Here is a 19,761-nt window from a genome sequence, read left to right on the forward strand (position 1 = left end):
TCCGAGATTTGCGGCAGCTTCGGCCGGGTTAGGGCTCAACTGTTGAGCAGACGGGACGGCTACAGGTGCTTACCGTTCGATGGTCGAACGGTGGAAATTCAGATGCGACCTGGAGGCAGTCGGCCCACGCTGGTCTTGATACCGGTTAAGGTTGGGTCCCGTGCCGTAAGGATGTTCCGACGGCGAAGTCAGAGCAAAGAAGGCCATCTGACCAATTTTTGAACCAGGCCACAGCTTGATTGGCAGCGTCGACATGTTAGACAACTCCAGCGTGATGTGACCTGAGAACCCGGGATCGATGAAACCTGCGGTCGAGTGCGTCAATAAGCCCAGACGCCCGAGAGAGGATTTACCTTCTAATCGAGCGGCGACGTCGTCTGCTAACGTCACCTTCTCATAGGTCGAGCCCAGCACGAATTCTCCGGGGTGGAGAATGAAGGGCTGATCGGGTTCGACATCGACCATGCGTGTGAGGTTCGTCTGCTCTATCGCTGGGTCGATGAACGGGTAGTTGTGGTTATCGAACAGCCGAAAATACCGGTCGATCCGGACATCCACGCTGGCCGGTTGCACCATGGCAACGTCCAGCGGGTCTAGACCGATCCGCCCAGTTTCTAATGATTTCTTGATATCACGATCCGATAGAAGCACAGCTTAACGGTAGCGCACGATCCGAAGAGCGTAGCCATTATGGCAGCAGGCGTGCCATCACCTTAGACCGATTAGAAAATCAGCGCTGATTCGAGCGGCAGATCGACTTTGACGTCAAGATTAGGAGCAACCTCAAAGTACGAGGGTTTCCCGTCATCGACGAACAGCATGACGATACCTTCAGGAATAAATGCTTCAAGAATGATGGGGGCATCGCTGGGTTGCACTTCTTGCCCATCGACCCGGAGCTGGAATGACGGGCACTTACCGCAATCACATAATTTTCCCACTGAGAGGCGGTCAATCATTGCGTGAAGCTCATGGCGCCAGTTCCGCCACGCCACGGATCCTTTGAGCCGATCGGGGTCGGATGCCTTGGCGCTGGTAATCATGGCGCTAATCAAAGTGTGTTCTGGATGTGTGAGGGACCGGGCCATGAGTGCTCCTTTCCACCGGCACCAACACTGTGCATTAGTGGCGAATAGCCGCTAGCATTTCTTGGGCAAGATCCGCGGGGGAGTTCTGGCCTTTTTTGGTTCCAATAATTCTTGGACGGAGCACATGAACATCGACCTCTTCGGGTTCGTACTCTCGCTGTATTTGTCGCGCCAAGCTATCGACTGCCATTTTCGAGGTGGCATAGGCCCCGCCGTTAGTAAACCGTCTTTCCACTGCCGTTGCGGAGGTCAACACAACCTTCCCTCCGCCGTGGGACTTCCAGTGTGGCAAGATTCGCGACAGAACTTTGGTCGTCGGGTAGACGTTCTTTTCCATCATTTCCTGTAAGACTTCGGTAAATCCCTCGGCACCGATACCTTGGTCGCTACTGAAGCCACCATTCAAAAAAATGGCTCCACGAAGCGTGTCCGCACGTTCCAGCGCGGTCGTCACCAACGAGTCAATACAGGCCGTATCATCCAATGAGCCGATTTCGAGGCTCATCCGAGGATCATCGAATGGTTGGCCAGTCACTTGACGTCGAGAAAATACCACGAGGTGATACCCGGCATCTGCCAGAATCGGCAGCACCTGTGTCCCCAGGCTACCTGTCCCGCCCAGGACAATCAGCGATTCTTGCTCTGGATGTGACATGGTCAACCCTCCTGCTAATGTCGCGTGCCTCACGTTAAGAATACCAAGCCCCCGGCGTCGAAGCTCGAGACCGGGGGCTTGAAAGCGTGGAAAGTTATGCGTTTGTCACAGGTGCGACTGAAAGGGTTATTTACTAACGGTCAAGCTAGCGCAGAACATTTCGTTCTTTTGTTCGCGGGCCTTCGTGTAGACATAGCCAATGGCGCCAAGAACGGCGAGCTGAGCGACAATGAAGCTGACGGTGAGCGCGTACATCTGAGCGATCGCGGTAACGACGACCAATGCAGACAGGGCGGCAACGACAGCACCCAGCGCACCCATAAGTGTGTTTTTGTTCTGGTGATGAATCAAAGCTGCTCCCTCCTGATGTTCATATAGAACGGCATTCAAAATCGTATTTTGAATTACTCATAATATAACGTGCCGAGAGCGGAGGATCTAGGCAATTTGGGCTTGCCGAATTAGCGAACATAAGGTGTGCCCTAATTGGTTACGAAGGGCAAACTTCGGCGGAATTCCGCGGCTCGCAGCACAATGATTACGAAACGCGGCAACGTGTTCGCCGACCGCAGGGAACCTCAGCTAGCAAAGTGAGCCGTACAACATGAACTCGGGGGCTGGCTTTTCACTACTGGCATAAAGAGTCGCGGGAACAAGTCTATGAATCCATCTCCGCCAGGGCAGCCCCCAACAGGATAGTCACGACCAGAGCAACCCCTACGGTCACCAGTGTGACAACAAATAATTCCATAGCGGCAAACATTGCAATACCCGCGCCAAGAATAGCTAGAATTCCAGACAGCCACCAGATTCTGGTTCGTCTGCGTTGCTGATGAGCCATGACTTCCTATCTTGGGGCACTTCCGATTCACTTCGGGGGTAGTTTAGTGCAAGTGCGCCTCAAGAACGAAGGATAGCCCGGACACTATTACTTGACGAAAGGTACCAGTGACACAGGTTCTGTCGGGGTTTTTCATCATCTGGTTGATCATCCTGGTCGGGTATGCGGTCGGTAAAACTGGCGCACTCGGAAAGAATGCTCAGCCCGTGCTTTCTCGTGTAGCCTTCTTCGTGGCCTCTCCCCCGTTACTATTCAATACCTTATCCAATAGCAACGTGTTTGTGGTCTTGGGACCGCAGCTATGGATCGCTACGCTTTCAGCTGGCATCGCAGCAGGGCTCTATCTGGTCAGTGCGCGCTTCTTGCTAACGCGACGCAGTGGTTCAGAGAAAATGATTGCCGCGTTATCGGCGTCATTAATAAACTCGGCGAATCTTGGGATACCGATTGCCGCCTATGTACTCGGTGACGCCAGCTATTCAGCGCCCGTTATATTGTTTCAGCTGGCAATCTATACGCCCATCTACGTCTTTATCCTAGATACTCAAACGCTGAAAGAATCCCAGCAAGGCACCTCGGGCACGAAGGTCGTGCGCGCCGGGTTCTGGCGAAGTCTCTGGCGCATCTTTGCCACCGTGCTACGCAACCCCTTAATTATCGGTTCTGCTGCCGGTTTACTTTTCTCAATTACCGGGTGGCAGTTGTGGGAGCCGTTAGACGAGTCCATCAATCTGATCGCCGGTGCCGCTATTCCCACCATGCTGATGGCTTTTGGCATCTCGCTGGTTGGTTCACGTCCGCTCGATAAAGAACAGGGTCGACGCCGTGACACCGTGCTAGCTGCGACGATCAAATTACTCATCCATCCGGTGGTGGCGTGGCTACTGGCACAGTTTGTATTCCAACTCGATGCTCATGCGGTGCTCGTGGCCACGGTGTTAGCGTCATTGCCGACGGCACAAAACGTGTTTGTCTCGGCATCTCGCTATAACACCGGCCTGATCGTTGCCCGCGATACAGTGTTCGTGACGACCATCCTTGCAATACCGGCGATGATCATCGTCGCGGGTCTGTTAGCCTAGAGCATTATCTGTCATTTCGAAGGACATGAACGTGCCCAAAACTTCCACACAGCGGCCTGTCGCCACACGGCCAGGCTTTTGGGGCATCATCATCGGCGCACTGGTACTGGCTGGCGCTGGCGTGGTCATGCTACTCAACTCGCTGGTGTACAACGCAGAGTCAGCGGTCGAAGACTACATTGCCGCGCTGCGTGCCGGTGACGGGTCTACCGCGATGGCACTGTCTCAAGGGTACCTGCCAGATAATGCCCCCGAGACAATCTCCACGGTGTTATTGGACGGCGAGCCGTTAGCTGCTTCGGCTGCGATATTGGAAGGCGCTGACATTGTGGCAACTGACGCCGAGATACCCGAGAGCTTTCGAGACCCTGATGTTTCCCAACGAGTAGTCGAGATCCGCTACCGCGATGCCGACGACGAGGCGAGTTCAACCGTGCTGGTCGTGGATAAGGTGGGGACCTCGTGGTTGTTCTTTAACCAGTGGCAACTGCACCCGCTCCCGCTGCAGCAAATTGAGCTCACGCCGCTACAAATGCCGGAAAACGCTAAAGCCGATGAACCGGTGGCACACATCCACGATGAGCCCACTCCTCTGCTGGGGTCCAATGGCACCCCTGCCACACTTGCGGCTTTTGCGCCGTCGTCCATAGAACTGGAGTATCACGGCACATACTTGGAGGTCCCCGAACCGGTAGATCTGGTAGCCCACGATGTCTTGGCCGCCGGGGCGCATACGGATTTTGAATTCGAAGTCCAGCCCACCCAAGCCGTTGACGATGCAATTACCCAAGAAGTTCAAGAACAATTGCAGCGGTGCACGCAGCAACAGGTGTTGAAACCTACGGGCTGTCCGTTTGGGTATGAGACCACCAACCGGATTGTGCCGGAGTCAGTCAACTGGTCGATCGATGTTCCTAAAGTGCACTATTCGTGGGAAGATTCGGAACCAAGAATCGATCGGATCATGGCGACCGCGGTGCTCAATGCCCAAGAGATTGATATTGGTTCGGGGCAGCAGGCAGAAGTTCGGCACGAAGAAGTCTTTGAAATGACAGCCGAGCTAGAGCTGACCCCTGAAAATCTTCGGGTGCGTCCCGACTGGCAGTAACTAGGCGACACCGCGCCGATAAATCTGGCCGACCCACGCGTTGAGCGCCGACTCATCGAGGACGTCAGTCCGGAAATAAGCGGTGTCGCGCGGCTGGAAGGCGTCCATGGCAAGCTGTTGGGTTTCAGTGAGGCCAGCGACTGTGCCCAGTGCGACGACGAACAGTGACTTTTCGGCAAGCTCGGCGTGCTCGGCGGCCAGAAAGTTGCGGGCCTGAGTATTGAAGGTTTCCGCATCGGCTTCGGCCACGACAATGACGGCGTCCACGTTATCGATATAGCGGTCAGCGCGCGCCAAATCCACCACGGCCAGTGTGATTCCACGCTGTTGTTTTAGCAGGGTCGCGAGGTGGTCGACGAAGTGCTGGGTTGCTGGTTCGGGGCTGTGGGCGATGAGAGTTGCCATGAAACAACAAATCCGTTCGGGTAGACGACACGTTGGTGCCTAGTCTAACCCGAACGGATTGCTGTGTTGAGTCTGGGTTTTAGTGGATACCGCGCAGGTCAAGGTCCAGTGTGGCGTGCGCGCCGTCGGAGGTATCCGCGTGGATAGTCACGGGAATGCCCCAGTCTTGCTGATAGAGGTGGCAGGCGGCCGAATCTGGGATCGGTTGACCATGCTCACCGTCGCAGGCCGCAGCACGGGCAGTCACGTGGAGCACCCCTTCGGTGACCTCCGGGTTGAGTTTCAGCTGTCGGGTCAGCCCCGTTTCGCGGCCTTCACCCTGTAACAGGAGGTTTTCTGGGGTGGAGGAGATGGTCAACTGCGTTGGATCACCCCAGCGGTCATCGAGCTTTTGGCCTCTGGGTGCAGTGAACGAAATATTGATTGGCACCTCACCGGCGACCAGTTTCGTTGGTGGTCGCTGGACCTGCATCGCGCCTTCGTCGACGTGCAAGAATTTCTCCGGCACCGAGATTCGCACCAGCTGGTGGGCGTTGGTTTCGACGACAACAATCGACACCGCATTGCCCTCGGCATCGGTTTCCACCAGGATGTCGGAGGGTTCTTCGAGGTCACGGGCCACCGTGGTAACCTCGGCCGGTTTGCTGGTGCCATCCGCATTCAGGGTTTGTGGCGCCCAGCGACGGATCGCGTGGTTGTACGTATCGGCGATCAGCACCGAACCGTCTGGCAGATTCGTGACACCCAGCGGATGCTGCAGACGGGCGTCTTCGGGTGTGCCGTCGCGGAAGCCAAAATCAAACAGGCCAGTGCCGACGACGGTGCCAACTTCGGGTTTACCCGAGTCGGTTTTGGTTGACGGGATCACGTACCGGACCGCAGAGGTTTCCGAATCAGCAACCCACAGGGTGCCATCGGCGTCGATCGACAGGCCAGAAGATTGAGCGAACCAGGCTTCATCAGCGGGTCCATCGAGTAGACCTTCCAGTGCGGTGCCAGCATAGATCGCCAGGTCTTTGGTTACTGGGTTGTAGGAGAACAGTTGGTGGGTTCCGGCCATCGCGATAATAGCCTTGGCCTCGGCTGCAGAGTACTGGACATCCCACGGGGTCGACAACGAGGTGTTCAGAGCACCGGCAGCAAATGGTGCCAAGTCAACTGCACTGGCATCGTTCGCGTCGGCTTCGGCCTGGACGCGCTCGGAGTCGATCAGACGTTGCACCCCGTTGCCGGCAACGGTTGAGACCTCACCGGTGGTCAGGTTCACTGCGCGCAACCGGTGGTTCACGGCGTCGGCGATCAGCACATCGTAACCAACTGCAGCGGCCACATCGTCAGGCAACAGGGCCAGACCCTGCGGTTCATTGAACAGTGCGACTTCACGACCGCCATCAGCATACCCACGCACCGAAATCAGCTCAGGATCGGCCTGGGCGGCATCTTCAGACACCGCCTCACCGGTGCCGTTGCCACCAATGGTCTGCAAGACGGTTTCTAAGTCGTCAGCAACTTCCACCAGGCGGTGGTGGCCGGTGTCAGCCACCAAGAACGAACCCGTCTGGGTCCCGCGAGCGCCCAGCGCAATGGCCTTGCCCGGGAATTTCAGGTCACGTGCCACCGGTTCTGGTGCAACGTATGGTCCCTCTCCGCGGTGCAGGGTGCCCTTGGCATCGTGTTCTTCAATGAGTTGGTCCATCAGCGAGTACAGCCCGGACACGTGGCCCTCGCCGGTCAGATGGGCAACAACGTAGCCTTCTGGATCTACGACCACCAGGGTTGGCCAGGCGCGTGCTGTGTATGCCTGCCAGGTGATCAATTCCGGGTCATTGAGCACCGGGTGGGCGATGTCGTAGCGTTCAATCGCTGCGGCCACCGCCGAGGTTTCGGCCTCGTAATCAAATTTTGGTGAGTGTACACCCACGGTTACCAGCACGTCGGAGTACTTGGCTTCTAATGGGCGCAGCTCGTCGAGTACGTGTAGGCAGTTCACACAGCAAAACGCCCAGAAGTCTAGGATCACGATCTTGCCGCGAAGCTCTTTGAGGCTCAGGTCTTGATCGCCGATGTTGAACCAGGTTTCGCCAACTAGTTCTGAGGCGCGGATACGGGGAGTTGATGGTGCCGAAGTCATGCCTTGTATTCTTCCCTATCCCCCATGCAACGCAAGTGTTTGCGTCACATTCAGTAGTCAGGTTCACGGTGGGCAAATCGCCACACTCATCGAATGCACTGATTCAACGTCATCGGGTGTTAAGATATCTTTTGTACCAATGACGACGGCGTACTTAGCCGTTGCGAATTGTGCGGGTGTAGCTCAATGGTAGAGCGCTTGCTTCCCAAGCAAGATACGCGGGTTCGATTCCCGTCACCCGCTCCACTTACGGATGCGTGATCTCCACGTGTCCCTACCAGCAAGCTTGGCTGTAACTTCGTCCATCAATATTGGAAGATGGTTCCGTGGCGCGAAATGTTCCAAATTTCCGCGCCGCATATCGCTAGTCCGAAACTTTCCGGCCCTATTGTATATATCTTGGAATAAATGCTTATGAAGCGTTGGGTTCTCATGGATGTCGCGAGTCGGTTTACCCTAGTTGTCGGCCCGTAGTTGTAGCACACACGCGTGGAACAGATCGGCTTCAGCGATCGCTCCTCACAAGTCTGAGCCCCGCCTAAGTTCTTAAAGAAGAGAACACGACAACACCCGGTCAATCTCTGAATTGTCGACGGGCTTTGCCGCCCGCCTTCGTCGAGCGCTGCGTCGATATTTTCTAGAATCAGCATTGCTCGGGCAATCTCGAACGGACGGCAGCTGAGCGAGCTCAAGATTCGCCGTGTTTTTTTCAGCATGGTTCTCAGCTCCTTGTGTTCAAGGCAGCTCAGCAGACCTAGGGCGAGTCGATGCAGCGGAACACCAACAGGGGTCGCACGTGCGAGGATGACAACCTCGGGTTTAGTCCTGCAGCTGATGCCAGTAGTTCTCCCAACCACCGGCCGCGGTGGCCAATTTCCCCGCCTCCACAATCAGCCCGTGGAATCGCTGCTGTTCGAGCGTTGTAAACTCCGCGGCAAGCATCGGCTCCGTCAGAGCGCGTCGCGCCGACTCATAGCCATTGGCTACTGCATAACCGGCTGCGGCAAGAACACGTCGAGCATAAGAATCCCAGATAAACACCGGTCTGTCGTAGACATACAGCATCAGCACATCGGCGGTTTCCGGCCCAATTCCCCGCACCGCCATGAGGTTCTTGCGCAACTGCTCGTCCGAAAGTTCCGCGGCAGTCGTGTAATTGGCCAGATACCAGGTCGTGTAATTCTTCAAGTACGCGGCTTTGGCGTTCATGAATCCGGCAGGACGAATCAGCTCTTTGAGTCCCTCTTTGTCCACGGCCGCGATACCGGTGGGCGTGAGCAGCCGGTTGGCACGCAGCGCCTCGATGGCCTGTTCGACATTCGACCAGGCGGTGTTCTGCGTAAGGATCGCACCCACGCCGACTTCATAATGCGTATCGGCCGGCCACCAGGTACCCGGATCAACCGACGCATCGAGCAGCTCATAGAGTTCGCGGAAAGCCATGGGATCAGACCTTTGATTAGCCAACGGTTTTTGCAAACACCTCATCGCGATGGGTCAGTAACAGCGAGGAGAAGGTAATGGTCTCTGGGTAGACGTCCACGAGAGTGGCCCACCCATCGGCCATGCCTCGCAGCACCTCACCGGGTGCGAAGAGATCAAAGTTATACGACGCCGCCCCGGAGACCCACACGGGGATATGCCCCAGCGTGCCAGCAACCTGGTAGTGGTAGTGGCCCGACAAAATTGCCCGCACATCCGAAGCTTTAATAACGTCGTGCAGTGCCTTGGCGTTTTGTAACCCGGAACCGCGCTGTGCCGTCGTCGTCGATGGAAGTGGCGGATGATGCACTACCAGCAGTGTGCCGTGTCTGGCAGGTTCAGCAGTCATCTGGGCCAACCAGTCGAGTTGTTCTTGCGTCAGATGGCCAAAGTTTCGTCCCACCCCGTGAGAGTCGAGGCCGATAATTCGCAAACCCTGGACGTCGTGCACGGTGTCGCACAGTTCTGGGCCGGAGGCAATTTTGGCTGGATTGAAGGCCGGACCGACCGAGTCGATTGGGTCATGGTTGCCACCCACCGTGATGAACGGGATACCAAGTTGTTCCTGGAAATGGCCGACGTAGGCGGCGACGTCGTCATGCACATAATGATTTCGCTGCCCGAGGTCTCCAGACAAAATGACGGCCGCTGGACCCAGTGTGAGCACACGATCGAGGGCATCACGCATGCGGTTGGGAGTGTCCATCACATCACGCAGAAGTTTGCCTTCTTCCACCAGATGCAGGTCAGATATCTGAATGAGTCGCAGGGTCGGAGACGGTGTGGTCATAAATTCATACTAACGTTGCTGACGCCGCGTCCGGCCCGTGCTCGCTGTCTGGCGAACTACGCGGCTGGCAAATTGCAGAAAAGTTCAGGGCAAAAGTTGATGCCGCGTTTACCTCAGTGGAAGGTTTAGGTCACCCAGGGCCCCTAAATTAGGAGTCGTTCCAGTGACCTAAGGAACGCTCCAAATTGACACATGCACAAACGGTCAGGCTCGCCAACGGCCTGACCGTTTTGCGTTGCACCTCTAGTCCAGCTGGGCGACCGCCGAGGCAAGAATCGCTTCACTAATGTCGGTAAATTCCGCATCCGCGATTTCTTGACTGCCAATAAATGCGACCATGATCGCATGCCCTTCATGTTCGGTCATCAGCGTCAGGGCTGTCGTGGATTGGCTTTCGGGATCATCGGTGGGATAGCGCTGCCACAACAGCCCGGACCCCGACTCTGTTTCCACAGCCTGCGCGGTGAAGGTGTATTCTATTTCGGCCCAATCGGGTTCTGCAGCATCGGCTAACATCATCGTAATGTCACCACAATTCGTCGTGATTTCTTCCACCGCTTGATGATGGGCCGCCACTTCGTCAGCGGCCTCGGCAGATCCGCCCGTGTCCTCGGTGATGCCGGCGACTTCAACACTGCCGGCACCTGCGAAGTTCTCGCGAGTGAAATCCACGCGCGTTACGGATTCGGACGATGCTTGAATCGGCGACCAATCGAGTTCGGCAATCGGTGCGGCGCAACTGGCAGGTTCGACATTGAGCTGGCGAGCGGTGTCCGTGCGTTCGGCAGCTGATTCTCGCACGCTGGTGATGTCTTCCTGCGAAGCGGGTTGGACCTGGTCGAAGCCCAGCTCGATGGCCATGGCGGTAGCTCCTCCAGCGGCCCGTTGGTCCGGGCGTGCATCGGTAGCCAGCAGTGAATCAACTTGGTGAGTCTGTCCGTCGTCAGCGGTTCCGGCATCTGAGGCGCAGCCGACCAACCCGAGGGCGGCTATCGAGAACACTGTCAGGGTCTGGGTCACTTTACCGAGGGTTGTCATGCGTGGTGGGCTCCTGGACTGCCGCCATGCGGGCATAGTATTCGTTGAGTTCATCAAGATCGGTGTCACCGTATTTATCAACGCGCGCGTCGCGGCGTTTAGCATGTTGAACGTCTTCGGTGCGCCACCGGTATAGCACGATCAGAACCATAGCCACGGTAGGGAATTCACCGGTCCCCCACATGAGCAGCCCACCCGCTTTTTGGTCATCAATGGCCGGCAGGCCCCAGTCGCGGCCGATCGCAGAGAACCACTCGGCCATGAGCAATGAGTCCGAACCGGTCAAGGAGACGGCGATGAACGCGTGGAAGACCATGGTGGCAATCAGAATCACCAGGCGCAGCGGATAAGTGGGTCTGTTGGGCAGCGGATCAATACCGATCATCACGGAAGCCAAAATGAACCCGGTGAGTAAGAAGTGCACATTCATCAGCTCATGACCGATGTGATAGCGCAACGCGAATTCAAAGACGGGAGTGAAGTAGAAGATCACCAGCGAACCCGCAAAGTTTACTGCTGCAAAGATTGGGTGTGTGATGACCTTGGCGTATTTGGATTGCAACATGGCTAGCATATATTCGCGCGGGCCCCGGGTGCCGTCCTTGCGGGATTCCATGCTGCGCATCGCCAGCGTGATCGGTGCGCCCAAGACCAAAAAGATTGGGATGAGCATGGTCAAGATCATGTGGTTGATCATGTGTGCTGAAAACAGTACCAGTCCGTAGATGGCTGGAGCGCTGGAGGTATCCCAGACCAGGATGGTCAGCCCGGTGAAGAAAAAAATGGTGCGGACAACGGGCCACTTATCGCCCCGGGCGGCCAATTTTCGTATCGCCCGGATATACCAGACGGCCAAGAAGAGCACGACAGCGACCCATAGCCAGTTGAATCGCCACTCGGTGATCCACCGGATCGCAGTCAGCTCGGGTGGCAGCTCATATTTGGTGGTAATTCGTGCCGGCGAGGCATTGGGTGGGATTTCTTCAGGTTTGGGTGGTTCGGATTTGCCCAGCAGGCTCGCGGTGGTCATGACCGCGACCATGATCACGACTTCGACAGCGATGAGTTGCCACAGGGTTTTTCGGGCGCTGCCGGGTGGTTGGGTCGTGCCGGTTTTTAATCGCGGGATGACACGCACCCGGTGTGCTAAACCAATCAAGCCCAGCGCAATGGTCAGGACGAATTTGAGCACCACCATCTGGCCGTATGGGGAGGTAAAGTGCTCCAGATTTTCCATCCGGATGGCGGCATTGGCCACCCCGGACCCGGCGACCAGTGCGATCGCAACGCCGGCCACAGCCGAGTATCGGCTCAACACGGTGTAGACCAGCGGTTGGGTGTGCCCCTTTTTCACCTTGGGCTTTAACTGCGAGGTGCCGGTCAGCGTCGGCGCCAGCATGGCCAGCAGCACCAGACCACCGACCCACAGCAGCACGCCCAACAGGTGCAGGCCAATCGAGTTGACTGCGGCAAAGTGATCATCGCCCGAAGACGAGTGCCCAACCAGTGCCAGCGGGACGACACCCAACAGTGCTAACCCTGCACCCCAAGCCATCCCGGTCGGGGTGCGCCATGCGACGATCATACTGGTCACCATTGCGGCAATAATCGTCATCCAGAACCAAGCCCGGCCGACCGCAATAGCCAGCACATAGTCCAACATGCCCGATGAGAACCCTTCGGAAGCGTTCACCGGCATCCCGGCGACATCCGAATAGGTAAAGACGATTTGGGCGATCGCACTAAACGTCCAGATGATCGCGGCCACCGTGGCAATCTTCACGGTGCGAGTGTAGGCCGGGTGTTCCTGAGCGTTTGCCGGGACCGGTCTGCCGCGCTTGGGCATCGCCGTCCAGCGCGGCAAAATAATGGCCCCGAACATTAACGCCCCGAAGGTTAACGACCAGGCCAAGTTGTGGATGATCTTGGTTGCCGGTAGCGCCCAGCGGGTCAGCGCCCCGGGATCTGAGAGCTGCTGCACGGCGGTCACGCCCGAGGAGATCCCGATGACGATTAAAAACGCGACACCTGTGATCACCGCAACCGGCCATAACCAGCTGGGTGTCTGCGTCGTCTGTGTGGTCGTTTTCGTCAACGGTACTCCTTGGGGGTGCTAGGCGAAGAGCGCTTCGCCAATATAACCATCCGGTTGGCAGCCCGGCGGCACGGCAAAAACCGCCGAGCCGATGGGAATGGTCCACAGGTTCAGATGGTCGGTTTCAGCCAGCCGGTCCTGAATCGGGGTGTATTGCTGGTCGACGTCACACTGGAAGGCAACGAAGATCAGCCCGGATTGGGATACTCCGGTTTGGCCGTGCAGGCTATCGCCGGACGTGGCAGGTTGTTCATCATAGTTGAAACTGCGTCGGAACATCGCTTCATCTGGATCAGCTGAGCGTGCACGGCGGAGGTGTGCAATATCCGAAATGACCGGGAACCCCGAGGGTCCCAGCGCCTCAAAATCGGGTTCATCGTGCTCATGTTGCCCGGTCAGTGGCGCGCCTGAACCCAGTGTGCGCCCGATGACGCCCTCTTGGGCGGACCGGTCTAGTTCGTCCCATTCGTCAACGTTCATCGCGATGCGCCGGATGACCATTGAGGTGCCGTTTTCGATCCACGGTTGTAAGTTCTTGCTGCCGCTACCGTCACCTTGCCCGACACCCCAGATGATGCGCTCAGCGTGCTCGGAACCAGGTTCCGGGTTGCCGGTGCCATCGATTTGGCCAAATAAGTTACGCATCGTCGTGTTATCCGGTCGTGTGGCTCGAGCATGGGTGAAACCGTTTTGCACCCAGGCCACCGTGGCGAATGCACGGGCGTCTTTGAGCAGCATACGCCGAGCGTGCGCGACTGATAACGGGTCGTCCCCTTGAACTTGGATGACGATGTCGCCGCCGGTATACGCCGGGTCGAGTTGGTCGATGTCATATTTTGGCAGTGGTTTCAGCCAGGCGGGTTTCAGCTCGGGTCGGGTCCGGGCAAAGACCTCGGAGCCGAATCCGAAAGTGACGGTCAAGCGTGCCGGGGCTGCGGCGAGCTCCTCGTCGAGATCGGCCAGCGCGCCGCGACCTTGGGTCAGTCGTGCGGCGTCGTCGGTGAGGAGGCGCATCATGGATGACAGCCGCTCGGCGTCGGTGTCATCTTTGAGGGTCAGCCCAATATAGACCCCGTGGGCCTGCTGCGGGGTATCAACTCCGGCCTGGCGTGGTCCATAAAACGGTATCGTGTCCGTGCCGTACGGGTGGGACACCGTCACCTGCGTGTTAGCCACCCCCGGGGTGACGTCTACGGGTTGTTGAAGATCACCGGGTGCGGCGGTGGCCGCGGTCGATGCCACAGAGTATCCTGCTGCGGCACCAACCAGGCCACCCCCCACGATTCCTCCGGCGCCCAACAGCAATCCGCGCCGCGACACACCCTGGTTGGGCTGCTTGTCGGCGGATATGTCGTTGTTGGTCACTAGGTATCGTTTTCCTTAGTGCGTGTGATCATGCTCGGCGTCATCGCCGTGGTCATGCTCTAGGTCACCGTAGTTTTCTTGTGCGCCAACGTATTCTTTGGCAACAAAGTCGATGACTTGGGTTTCACCGTTCGCCAATTCCAGAGTGACTTCGATCCGATCTCCGGGGTTGACGTCGTCGGTGAGATCCATGAGCATGATATGGTCTTGCCCCGGGTTAAGCTCGTACCGCTCATCCGCAGCGACGGGAAAGCCACCTTCTTTTTCTTGCATCAGGTTCACACCGCCGTCGTCAACGACTTCGTGGAGCTCCACGACCTCGGCGATCTCGGCGTCAGCACCAATGATGGTCTGGTCCTCACCCGATACATTGGTCAGGTGTACAAACGCTCCGGTCATAGAGTGGTCACTGGAAGTGTCCAGGGACTCTTCGGTGGCTTTGATCCAAGGATCTTCCACCGAAAAGAATTCGCCATCTTCTGCGTGGTCGCGTGTGGTTTCGGCAGAGTCTGCAGTACCACATCCGGCCAGGACCAGCCCAGCTAGTGCTGAGGTAATAATAAAGTGACGGGTTGTATTCATGAATGATGTCCTACAGGTTAGGCGTCATCATCGTCATGGCGGCTCTCTGCTCTGCGGCTACCGCGCAACAACAGCACAATGACCGTTGCTACCACGCCAATGCCAACAATCGCAGAGATCCAAATCCATGCGGGGATAGACGCTGAAGAGTTTTCTTGGTTGGCTGCTTCGGCGTCGGACGTAGCCTGTGGTTCGTTGGTCTCAGGTTTTTCAATATCACTTGCGTTCGGTGAGCTTGCCGCTACGGCTTCTCCGCACTTTTGCGGTGCGCCCTGAGTTGGGGCATTCGTGTCGGCGTTGGTGAAACTGAACCGTTCCTCACCGGTGTGACCATCCGAGTAGATCACTCTGTAGGCCACCGTGTATTCCCCCTGCGGAAGGCCTTCACACAGCGGTACGGCCAGTTCATAACCTTCCACGACAGGTTCGCCATCTTGCCACTGATTGCCTTGAGCATCAGTGACGCGAATCAGATTGGCCAGCCCCTCGCCAGTTAAGGGCGTACCGGAGAAGCGCAGCCGAACTTCGGCTGGGGTCTCGTCAACGGTTCCCCCAACTTCTGGCGTCGATTCAATTAACACATCGTGGGCGTGTGCCAATTGTGGGACGAGCATCAAGCCAAGGGTGGTCATGAGGGCGGCGGCGAACCAGACACGGAGCCTGGTGGTGAGAGTTTTTTGCATAGTTCCTCCCCAAAAGTCTTTGGGATGATCCAACGAATGTGGGAGGGCCACTTCCACAGGTAGGCCACGTCTACGCTAATACAGGCGGACCCCTGGTCGTGCGCGTTTGGGCCACATTCATCGGATGGGGAATCCAGACGTGCACAGCCGACGGTATCGTGGGAGTGCGCACAGGGCTCATCGGACGGGTGGCCAAAACCACACGCACCTGGGTGAGTGTAAGCCAGTCTGCCAGCGTTACGAAGCTGCGTTCGCCGTGCGTTATGACGACGACGGTCATGGTCGCAGCTAGTAAGTGAGCGGCGATCATCACGATATCTGCCGCAGCTGTTGAGTGCGCTGCGTGCTGTACACCTAACGGCTCGGCTGCCACACGGGGCGTTAAGTGGTGGAGGTCATGCCCGGTGGGCAGGTTGGAGACGCCGGTATATGGCAGCGAATACAGTCCGTGAAAGATAATCTGCCCGAGAATCGTGGTGGCAGCCGTTGACCAGGCGGAGATACGTCGGCCAGCTAAGACCACAGCCATGGGTGCCGTGAGTGCCGCTGAGAATGCCAGCAGTTGCAACGGGATCGCTTCGGTCGCTCCGTGCATGACGGAATGAGCAGTCTGGTGACCGCCAGCGGCGAGTAGCACCGCAATGACGGCAATGGTCCATCCGCGGAGAAGTCGAACAATACCGGAACTACGTCTACACAAGACGGCATGGTCCGACATGTACTCTCCTGGGTCAGCGCAAGGGCGCTCCGTGAATTCTACGGGTGGTCGAATTCATTAAACCACTTTTCGCACTTCGCTCGCAGAATGTTTGTTAAGAGCAAAGACGCCCCGGTCAATTCCGGAGCGTCTTGGTTCTATAGGAGAACTAGAACCTATTTCTTCTCACCTGTGGCGGCTGCTTTCAGTTTCGAACCAGCGGAAAGCTTGACACCGTGACCGGCTGGGATTTCGATTGCTTCACCGGTGCGTGGGTTACGACCGGTGCGGGCTGCACGGTTGGTGCGTTCTACTGAGAACCAGCCTGGAATGGTGATTTTTTCGCCTTTGGAAACCTGGGATGCAAAGACCTCAAATACGGCGTCGAGCACACCATTGACGGCGGTAGCAGAGTTGCCAGATTTTTCGGCGACTGCTGCAACAAGTTCACTGCGATTCATAGCCATATGTCCTCCTGGACTTAGGTTGTCTTAAACCCGACGTTCGCCGGGCTCCTTTTGGAAAAACTACCACCATTGGCGCGGTTTGTGGCGCTTTTGGCGGCGGTTTTTGCGGAAATTCGCGGAAATTCGCCTTTTTTGGGCAAAAAGTCCCCAAAATCTCAGCTTCTTCCCAGCAATGGCACCCATATCGTGTGACGTATGCGGTGGCATTTTTACCGAAAGAGCTCCATATGGGCTAGCTATTTCTGACGAAAACTCCGATAACTCACGCTCGTCATCAATAGGCTCAGTAGGGTTATCGCCAGGGTGAGAATCATACCGGCGATCTTGGTTTCAAGCATTAATGAGTTCTCGGTAAAAAAGAGCATGCTTGCCATGACCACTAAGACAATACCGATGATGCTGAGCAGCCCAAAAACAAACAACCCAACAAAACCGAAAATTTGGTTGACGTTCGAGGCTGGTCGAGAAGTTCTACTCACCCGCGGTCGGTCAGATACTTTGACCGCATGCGCCGTCTGTGGTTGTGCCATCGAATCCGTCGGCTGGGACGCTCGGTCGCCTATCGGTGTTACGACTGGCGGTCTGGCAGTAGTCGCCAGCACAGGGGCCTCCTTGGCCTCTGCAGGATGCGGTTCCTCTTGTGGGCTGTCTGAGAATACCTCGTCTGCGGCTACCAAATCTGCCGGCTCAGCTTGTTCAGGCGCAGCGGACTCTATGTCCTGTTGTGCGATCACCTCAGGGGCAGTTTCCTCCAGAAAGGCTCGAGATGTTTCTGGCTCATGAGGGTCAACCGCGTCTTCATCGACGCGTTCGACTGGTACATCGTCAGCGGGTTCTACCGATTTTTTATTGAGGGCTGGTGGTGCAAGCGGCTGGGAGTGTTCGGTGTGGGATTCTTCAACGGCCTCATCGACGCGTGTCTCTTCATCCAGTGCGGCGTCGAGTGATTCCACCGACTCGTCATCGGAGCCTACGGACTGGGATGAGCTGGTAGCCGTTGCGCCTGCAAGTTCGGCGGCGGTATCAGGTTGAGCGTCTGGCTCGGTCGCTTCGGTGTGCAGATCATCTCGCTCATCACGAGTAGGTTCTTGTAAGAACAGTGGCAGTTCGTCCGAGCCCGGGGCAGGTGGCAGCACCTGGTCAACGGCAGTCTCCGCGTGTGCTGCTGGTAGTTGCGTGTCGGTTTGGGTGCTTGAAGCAACCTCGGTCGCCTCATCAAGGGATGGTGCGTGTCCCGGTGATGCTGGTGCATCGCCGGATTCGTCCTGTGTTGCTTCAGCTGGAGCAGCATCAGCAAATATTGGTTCAGCAGCCTGCTCGGCTTGCTCAGTTTGGCCAGCAGCACCGACTGCTGGAGCAAATGGCAGGACTTCGGCTGCCGATGGTGCATCAATCACGTCGTCGTCATCTGTAGAACTCCCTGAGTCTGCAGCGCCTTCGAATGTGGAATCGAGCCCGAGTAAATTCTCTGGCTGGTTATAGAGTTCATCCCAGAGTTGAGCAACCGTCTGAGCGTCCTGACGTTGGGCAAGTGCTATAACGATCTGCGTCGTCTGCTCTACAGCACTGCTATCGGCATAGTCGTCATAGAGGTCAAGTGTTTTCAGCACCGTAGATAACTGCACATCTGGAAGTTCAGGAAGCAGCTTGCGCGCCAGCTCACGACAGTCCAGCCAGTGCAGCACCGGTGGCTCGATATTGAGCTGACGAGACGCCGCGTGGAAAATTTCCTTGTCGGCATCTCGGTAGTAGCTGACAATTGGTAGTTTGCCAATCATCATGCCTAACTTTTCAAGCGTTGCATTCCACGTAATATGGGATCTTTCGGCTTGCTCATCAGTAGCTTTCAGTTTGCCGGTAGGCGGAATGATTGGGATATCGTCTTGACGGGTAATGTTTCCGTCGACGAGTTTCACATAAGTGACTCTTGAAACCGAGGCCGGGTCCAAGTGTGTGGTCTGTAAGGAGAGGGCCACAAAACTCAACTTTGACATGACGATAATGCCTTCCCTCTGAGCAACTGATATGGCAAGGATAACGCATGGTGTCGCCGGTCGATATCTTCTCTGCGCATCGCCGTGTCAGGTATGGTGGCCTGCAGTTCAATCGCGGAAGACGGTTAAAAGAAAAATCTGGCCGAAGGGAACCCACCGGCCAGATTTTGTTAAAGCTTTACGTGATTACCAGGATGATTTGGTAACGCCTGGCAGTTCACCACGGTGAGCCATTTCACGGAGGCGGACACGTGAGATACCAAACTTCTGCAGGGTACCGCGTGGACGTCCGTCAATGGAGTCACGGTTACGAACACGGACCGGAGAGGCGTCGCGTGGCAGCTTCTGCAAGCCAAGGCGTGCTTCTTCGCGCTCTTCATCGGTTGCGTTCGGGTCGATCAGCTGTGCTTTCAGCTTTTTGCGACGTTCGTCGTAACGAGCAACGATTTCTTTGCGTTTCTCGTTTTTCGCGATCATAGATTTCTTAGCCAATGCTTAGCGCTCCTCTCGAAAATCAACATGCTTGCGGGCTACTGGGTCGTATTTTTTCAAAGTAATACGGTCGGGATTGTTCCGACGGTTCTTACGGGTGACGTAAGTGTAACCAGTGCCAGCGGTTGATTTCATTTTGATGATGGGGCGCAAGCCCTTATCTTTTGCCATGGTTAGAGCTTCACTCCCTTAGCGACCAGTTCTGAAATGACAGAATCGATGCCGCGTGCATCAATGACTTTGATACCGCGGGCGGATACATTGAGCGTTACTTTGCGACCCAAGGATGGGACGAAGTAGCTCTTTTTTTGAATATTTGGGTTGAACCGGCGTTTAGTTTTGCGGTTCGAGTGGGAAACTCGGTTCCCTGATCCCGGTCCAGCTCCGGTTACCTGGCAGTGTGCTGCCATGATCACTCCTCGTGTTAAGCAGTAGTAAAAGTACGGGCGAAATAATGGTCTGGCTGATGGAATCAGCAGAACTTTCGCCACCAGTTGTTACACCGCGCTCTTACTGCGACCTTCTCGAAGGAATACCAGGCTGGGTGAGAACCAACCGAAGTGCCCTTTTTATCGCTAGGGTGAAGACGGTGAGTCTCCGTCGATACAAAGTACCGAAAGAGAGCCATATTTCGGTTGTCGCACATGCTCTCCGTCGCCTTCATCTGGTCATGGTCGAACCAGATTCGGCACAGTGCAGACAACAACCCCACAGTCTAGTATGAGCAAATCATTTAATCAAACTAAAACCGGGGGTCGCGCTCCCC

22 protein-coding genes and 1 tRNA gene are annotated in these 19,761 nt (G+C 56.4%); 3 read left to right on the top strand and 20 right to left on the bottom strand.

Annotation, left to right across the window (positions count from 1 at the left end):
- Window positions 1–69 precede the first annotated feature (69 nt).
- The 5 genes from dcd to FB556_RS00705 all read right to left on the bottom strand — a co-directional run bounded on the left by dcd (window position 70) and on the right by FB556_RS00705 (window position 2,584).
- Window positions 70–651 (bottom strand): dCTP deaminase, encoded by a 582-nt coding sequence (gene dcd / locus FB556_RS00685; protein ID WP_141863818.1) that lies wholly within the window; start codon window positions 649–651, stop codon window positions 70–72.
- A 71-nt stretch (window positions 652–722) separates the two neighbouring features.
- On the bottom strand, window positions 723–1,088 hold the full coding sequence (locus FB556_RS00690) for a hypothetical protein (RefSeq protein WP_141863820.1): 366 nt from the start codon (window positions 1,086–1,088) through the stop codon (window positions 723–725).
- Window positions 1,089–1,122: 34 nt separating this feature from the next.
- Complete coding sequence (locus FB556_RS00695) at window positions 1,123–1,743, bottom strand: SDR family NAD(P)-dependent oxidoreductase (protein WP_141863823.1); 621 nt, start codon at window positions 1,741–1,743, stop codon at window positions 1,123–1,125.
- A gap of 126 nt (window positions 1,744–1,869) precedes the next feature.
- Window positions 1,870–2,094 (bottom strand): hypothetical protein, encoded by a 225-nt coding sequence (locus tag FB556_RS00700; RefSeq protein ID WP_141863825.1) that lies wholly within the window; start codon window positions 2,092–2,094, stop codon window positions 1,870–1,872.
- 307 nt (window positions 2,095–2,401) lie between these two features.
- Window positions 2,402–2,584 carry a hypothetical protein gene (locus tag FB556_RS00705; protein WP_141863827.1) on the bottom strand — a complete coding sequence of 61 codons (183 nt, stop codon included), beginning with the start codon at window positions 2,582–2,584 and terminating at the stop codon, window positions 2,402–2,404.
- A 107-nt stretch (window positions 2,585–2,691) separates the two neighbouring features.
- On the opposite strand from FB556_RS00705, the gene FB556_RS00710 reads away from it, so the two are divergent.
- Both FB556_RS00710 and FB556_RS00715 read left to right on the top strand, forming a co-directional pair.
- The gene (locus FB556_RS00710) at window positions 2,692–3,666 is read left to right on the top strand and encodes an AEC family transporter (protein WP_141863828.1); all 975 of its coding nucleotides are present in this window, start codon (window positions 2,692–2,694) and stop codon (window positions 3,664–3,666) included.
- A gap of 31 nt (window positions 3,667–3,697) precedes the next feature.
- Window positions 3,698–4,774 carry a hypothetical protein gene (locus tag FB556_RS00715; RefSeq protein WP_141863830.1) on the top strand — a complete coding sequence of 359 codons (1,077 nt, stop codon included), beginning with the start codon at window positions 3,698–3,700 and terminating at the stop codon, window positions 4,772–4,774.
- Here FB556_RS00715 and FB556_RS00720 read toward each other — a convergent pair whose 3' ends face one another.
- Both FB556_RS00720 and FB556_RS00725 read right to left on the bottom strand, forming a co-directional pair.
- On the bottom strand, window positions 4,775–5,179 hold the full coding sequence (locus FB556_RS00720) for a flavodoxin domain-containing protein (RefSeq protein ID WP_141863832.1): 405 nt from the start codon (window positions 5,177–5,179) through the stop codon (window positions 4,775–4,777).
- A gap of 79 nt (window positions 5,180–5,258) precedes the next feature.
- Complete coding sequence (locus FB556_RS00725) at window positions 5,259–7,310, bottom strand: NHL domain-containing thioredoxin family protein (RefSeq protein WP_141863834.1); 2,052 nt, start codon at window positions 7,308–7,310, stop codon at window positions 5,259–5,261.
- Window positions 7,311–7,482: 172 nt separating this feature from the next.
- Here FB556_RS00725 and FB556_RS00730 point away from each other — a divergent pair.
- A tRNA-Gly gene (locus FB556_RS00730) sits at window positions 7,483–7,556 on the top strand.
- 573 nt (window positions 7,557–8,129) lie between these two features.
- Here the strand turns inward: FB556_RS00730 and FB556_RS00735 are convergent.
- The 13 genes from FB556_RS00735 to rpmB all read right to left on the bottom strand — a co-directional run bounded on the left by FB556_RS00735 (window position 8,130) and on the right by rpmB (window position 19,405).
- Window positions 8,130–8,753, bottom strand: a complete 624-nt coding sequence (locus FB556_RS00735; protein ID WP_211343937.1) for an endonuclease III domain-containing protein — start codon at window positions 8,751–8,753, stop codon at window positions 8,130–8,132.
- Between the two features lie 16 nt (window positions 8,754–8,769).
- Complete coding sequence (locus FB556_RS00740; protein ID WP_141863838.1) at window positions 8,770–9,582, bottom strand: metallophosphoesterase family protein; 813 nt, start codon at window positions 9,580–9,582, stop codon at window positions 8,770–8,772.
- A 243-nt stretch (window positions 9,583–9,825) separates the two neighbouring features.
- Window positions 9,826–10,620: a hypothetical protein gene (locus tag FB556_RS00745; protein WP_141863840.1), complete on the bottom strand. Its 795-nt coding sequence runs from the start codon at window positions 10,618–10,620 to the stop codon at window positions 9,826–9,828.
- On the bottom strand, window positions 10,604–12,715 hold the full coding sequence (locus FB556_RS00750) for a bifunctional copper resistance protein CopD/cytochrome c oxidase assembly protein (protein ID WP_141863842.1): 2,112 nt from the start codon (window positions 12,713–12,715) through the stop codon (window positions 10,604–10,606). Before FB556_RS00750 ends, FB556_RS00745 begins: the two co-directional genes overlap by 17 nt.
- A gap of 18 nt (window positions 12,716–12,733) precedes the next feature.
- Window positions 12,734–14,080, bottom strand: a complete 1,347-nt coding sequence (locus tag FB556_RS00755; protein ID WP_246057131.1) for a Dyp-type peroxidase — start codon at window positions 14,078–14,080, stop codon at window positions 12,734–12,736.
- 15 nt (window positions 14,081–14,095) lie between these two features.
- Window positions 14,096–14,662 (bottom strand): copper chaperone PCu(A)C, encoded by a 567-nt coding sequence (locus FB556_RS00760; protein ID WP_141863844.1) that lies wholly within the window; start codon window positions 14,660–14,662, stop codon window positions 14,096–14,098.
- Window positions 14,663–14,679: 17 nt separating this feature from the next.
- Complete coding sequence (locus tag FB556_RS00765) at window positions 14,680–15,345, bottom strand: copper resistance CopC family protein (protein WP_141863846.1); 666 nt, start codon at window positions 15,343–15,345, stop codon at window positions 14,680–14,682.
- A gap of 70 nt (window positions 15,346–15,415) precedes the next feature.
- Window positions 15,416–16,063 carry a hypothetical protein gene (locus FB556_RS00770; protein ID WP_141863848.1) on the bottom strand — a complete coding sequence of 216 codons (648 nt, stop codon included), beginning with the start codon at window positions 16,061–16,063 and terminating at the stop codon, window positions 15,416–15,418.
- Window positions 16,064–16,218: 155 nt separating this feature from the next.
- Window positions 16,219–16,509, bottom strand: a complete 291-nt coding sequence (locus FB556_RS00775) for an HU family DNA-binding protein (RefSeq protein WP_141863850.1) — start codon at window positions 16,507–16,509, stop codon at window positions 16,219–16,221.
- A 236-nt stretch (window positions 16,510–16,745) separates the two neighbouring features.
- Window positions 16,746–18,503 carry a hypothetical protein gene (locus FB556_RS00780; RefSeq protein ID WP_141863852.1) on the bottom strand — a complete coding sequence of 586 codons (1,758 nt, stop codon included), beginning with the start codon at window positions 18,501–18,503 and terminating at the stop codon, window positions 16,746–16,748.
- A gap of 186 nt (window positions 18,504–18,689) precedes the next feature.
- Window positions 18,690–18,995 (bottom strand): 30S ribosomal protein S14, encoded by a 306-nt coding sequence (gene rpsN / locus FB556_RS00785; protein WP_141863854.1) that lies wholly within the window; start codon window positions 18,993–18,995, stop codon window positions 18,690–18,692.
- Between the two features lie 3 nt (window positions 18,996–18,998).
- Window positions 18,999–19,166, bottom strand: a complete 168-nt coding sequence (rpmG, locus tag FB556_RS00790; RefSeq protein ID WP_141863856.1) for a 50S ribosomal protein L33 — start codon at window positions 19,164–19,166, stop codon at window positions 18,999–19,001.
- A 2-nt stretch (window positions 19,167–19,168) separates the two neighbouring features.
- A complete protein-coding gene (gene rpmB / locus FB556_RS00795; RefSeq protein WP_141863858.1) occupies window positions 19,169–19,405 on the bottom strand; it encodes a 50S ribosomal protein L28 in 237 nt (78 codons plus the stop codon).
- Window positions 19,406–19,761 lie beyond the last annotated feature (356 nt).

Origin of the sequence: Enteractinococcus coprophilus (genome assembly GCF_006716305.1) — a bacterium.
Lineage (GTDB): Bacteria > Actinomycetota > Actinomycetes > Actinomycetales > Micrococcaceae > Yaniella > Yaniella coprophila.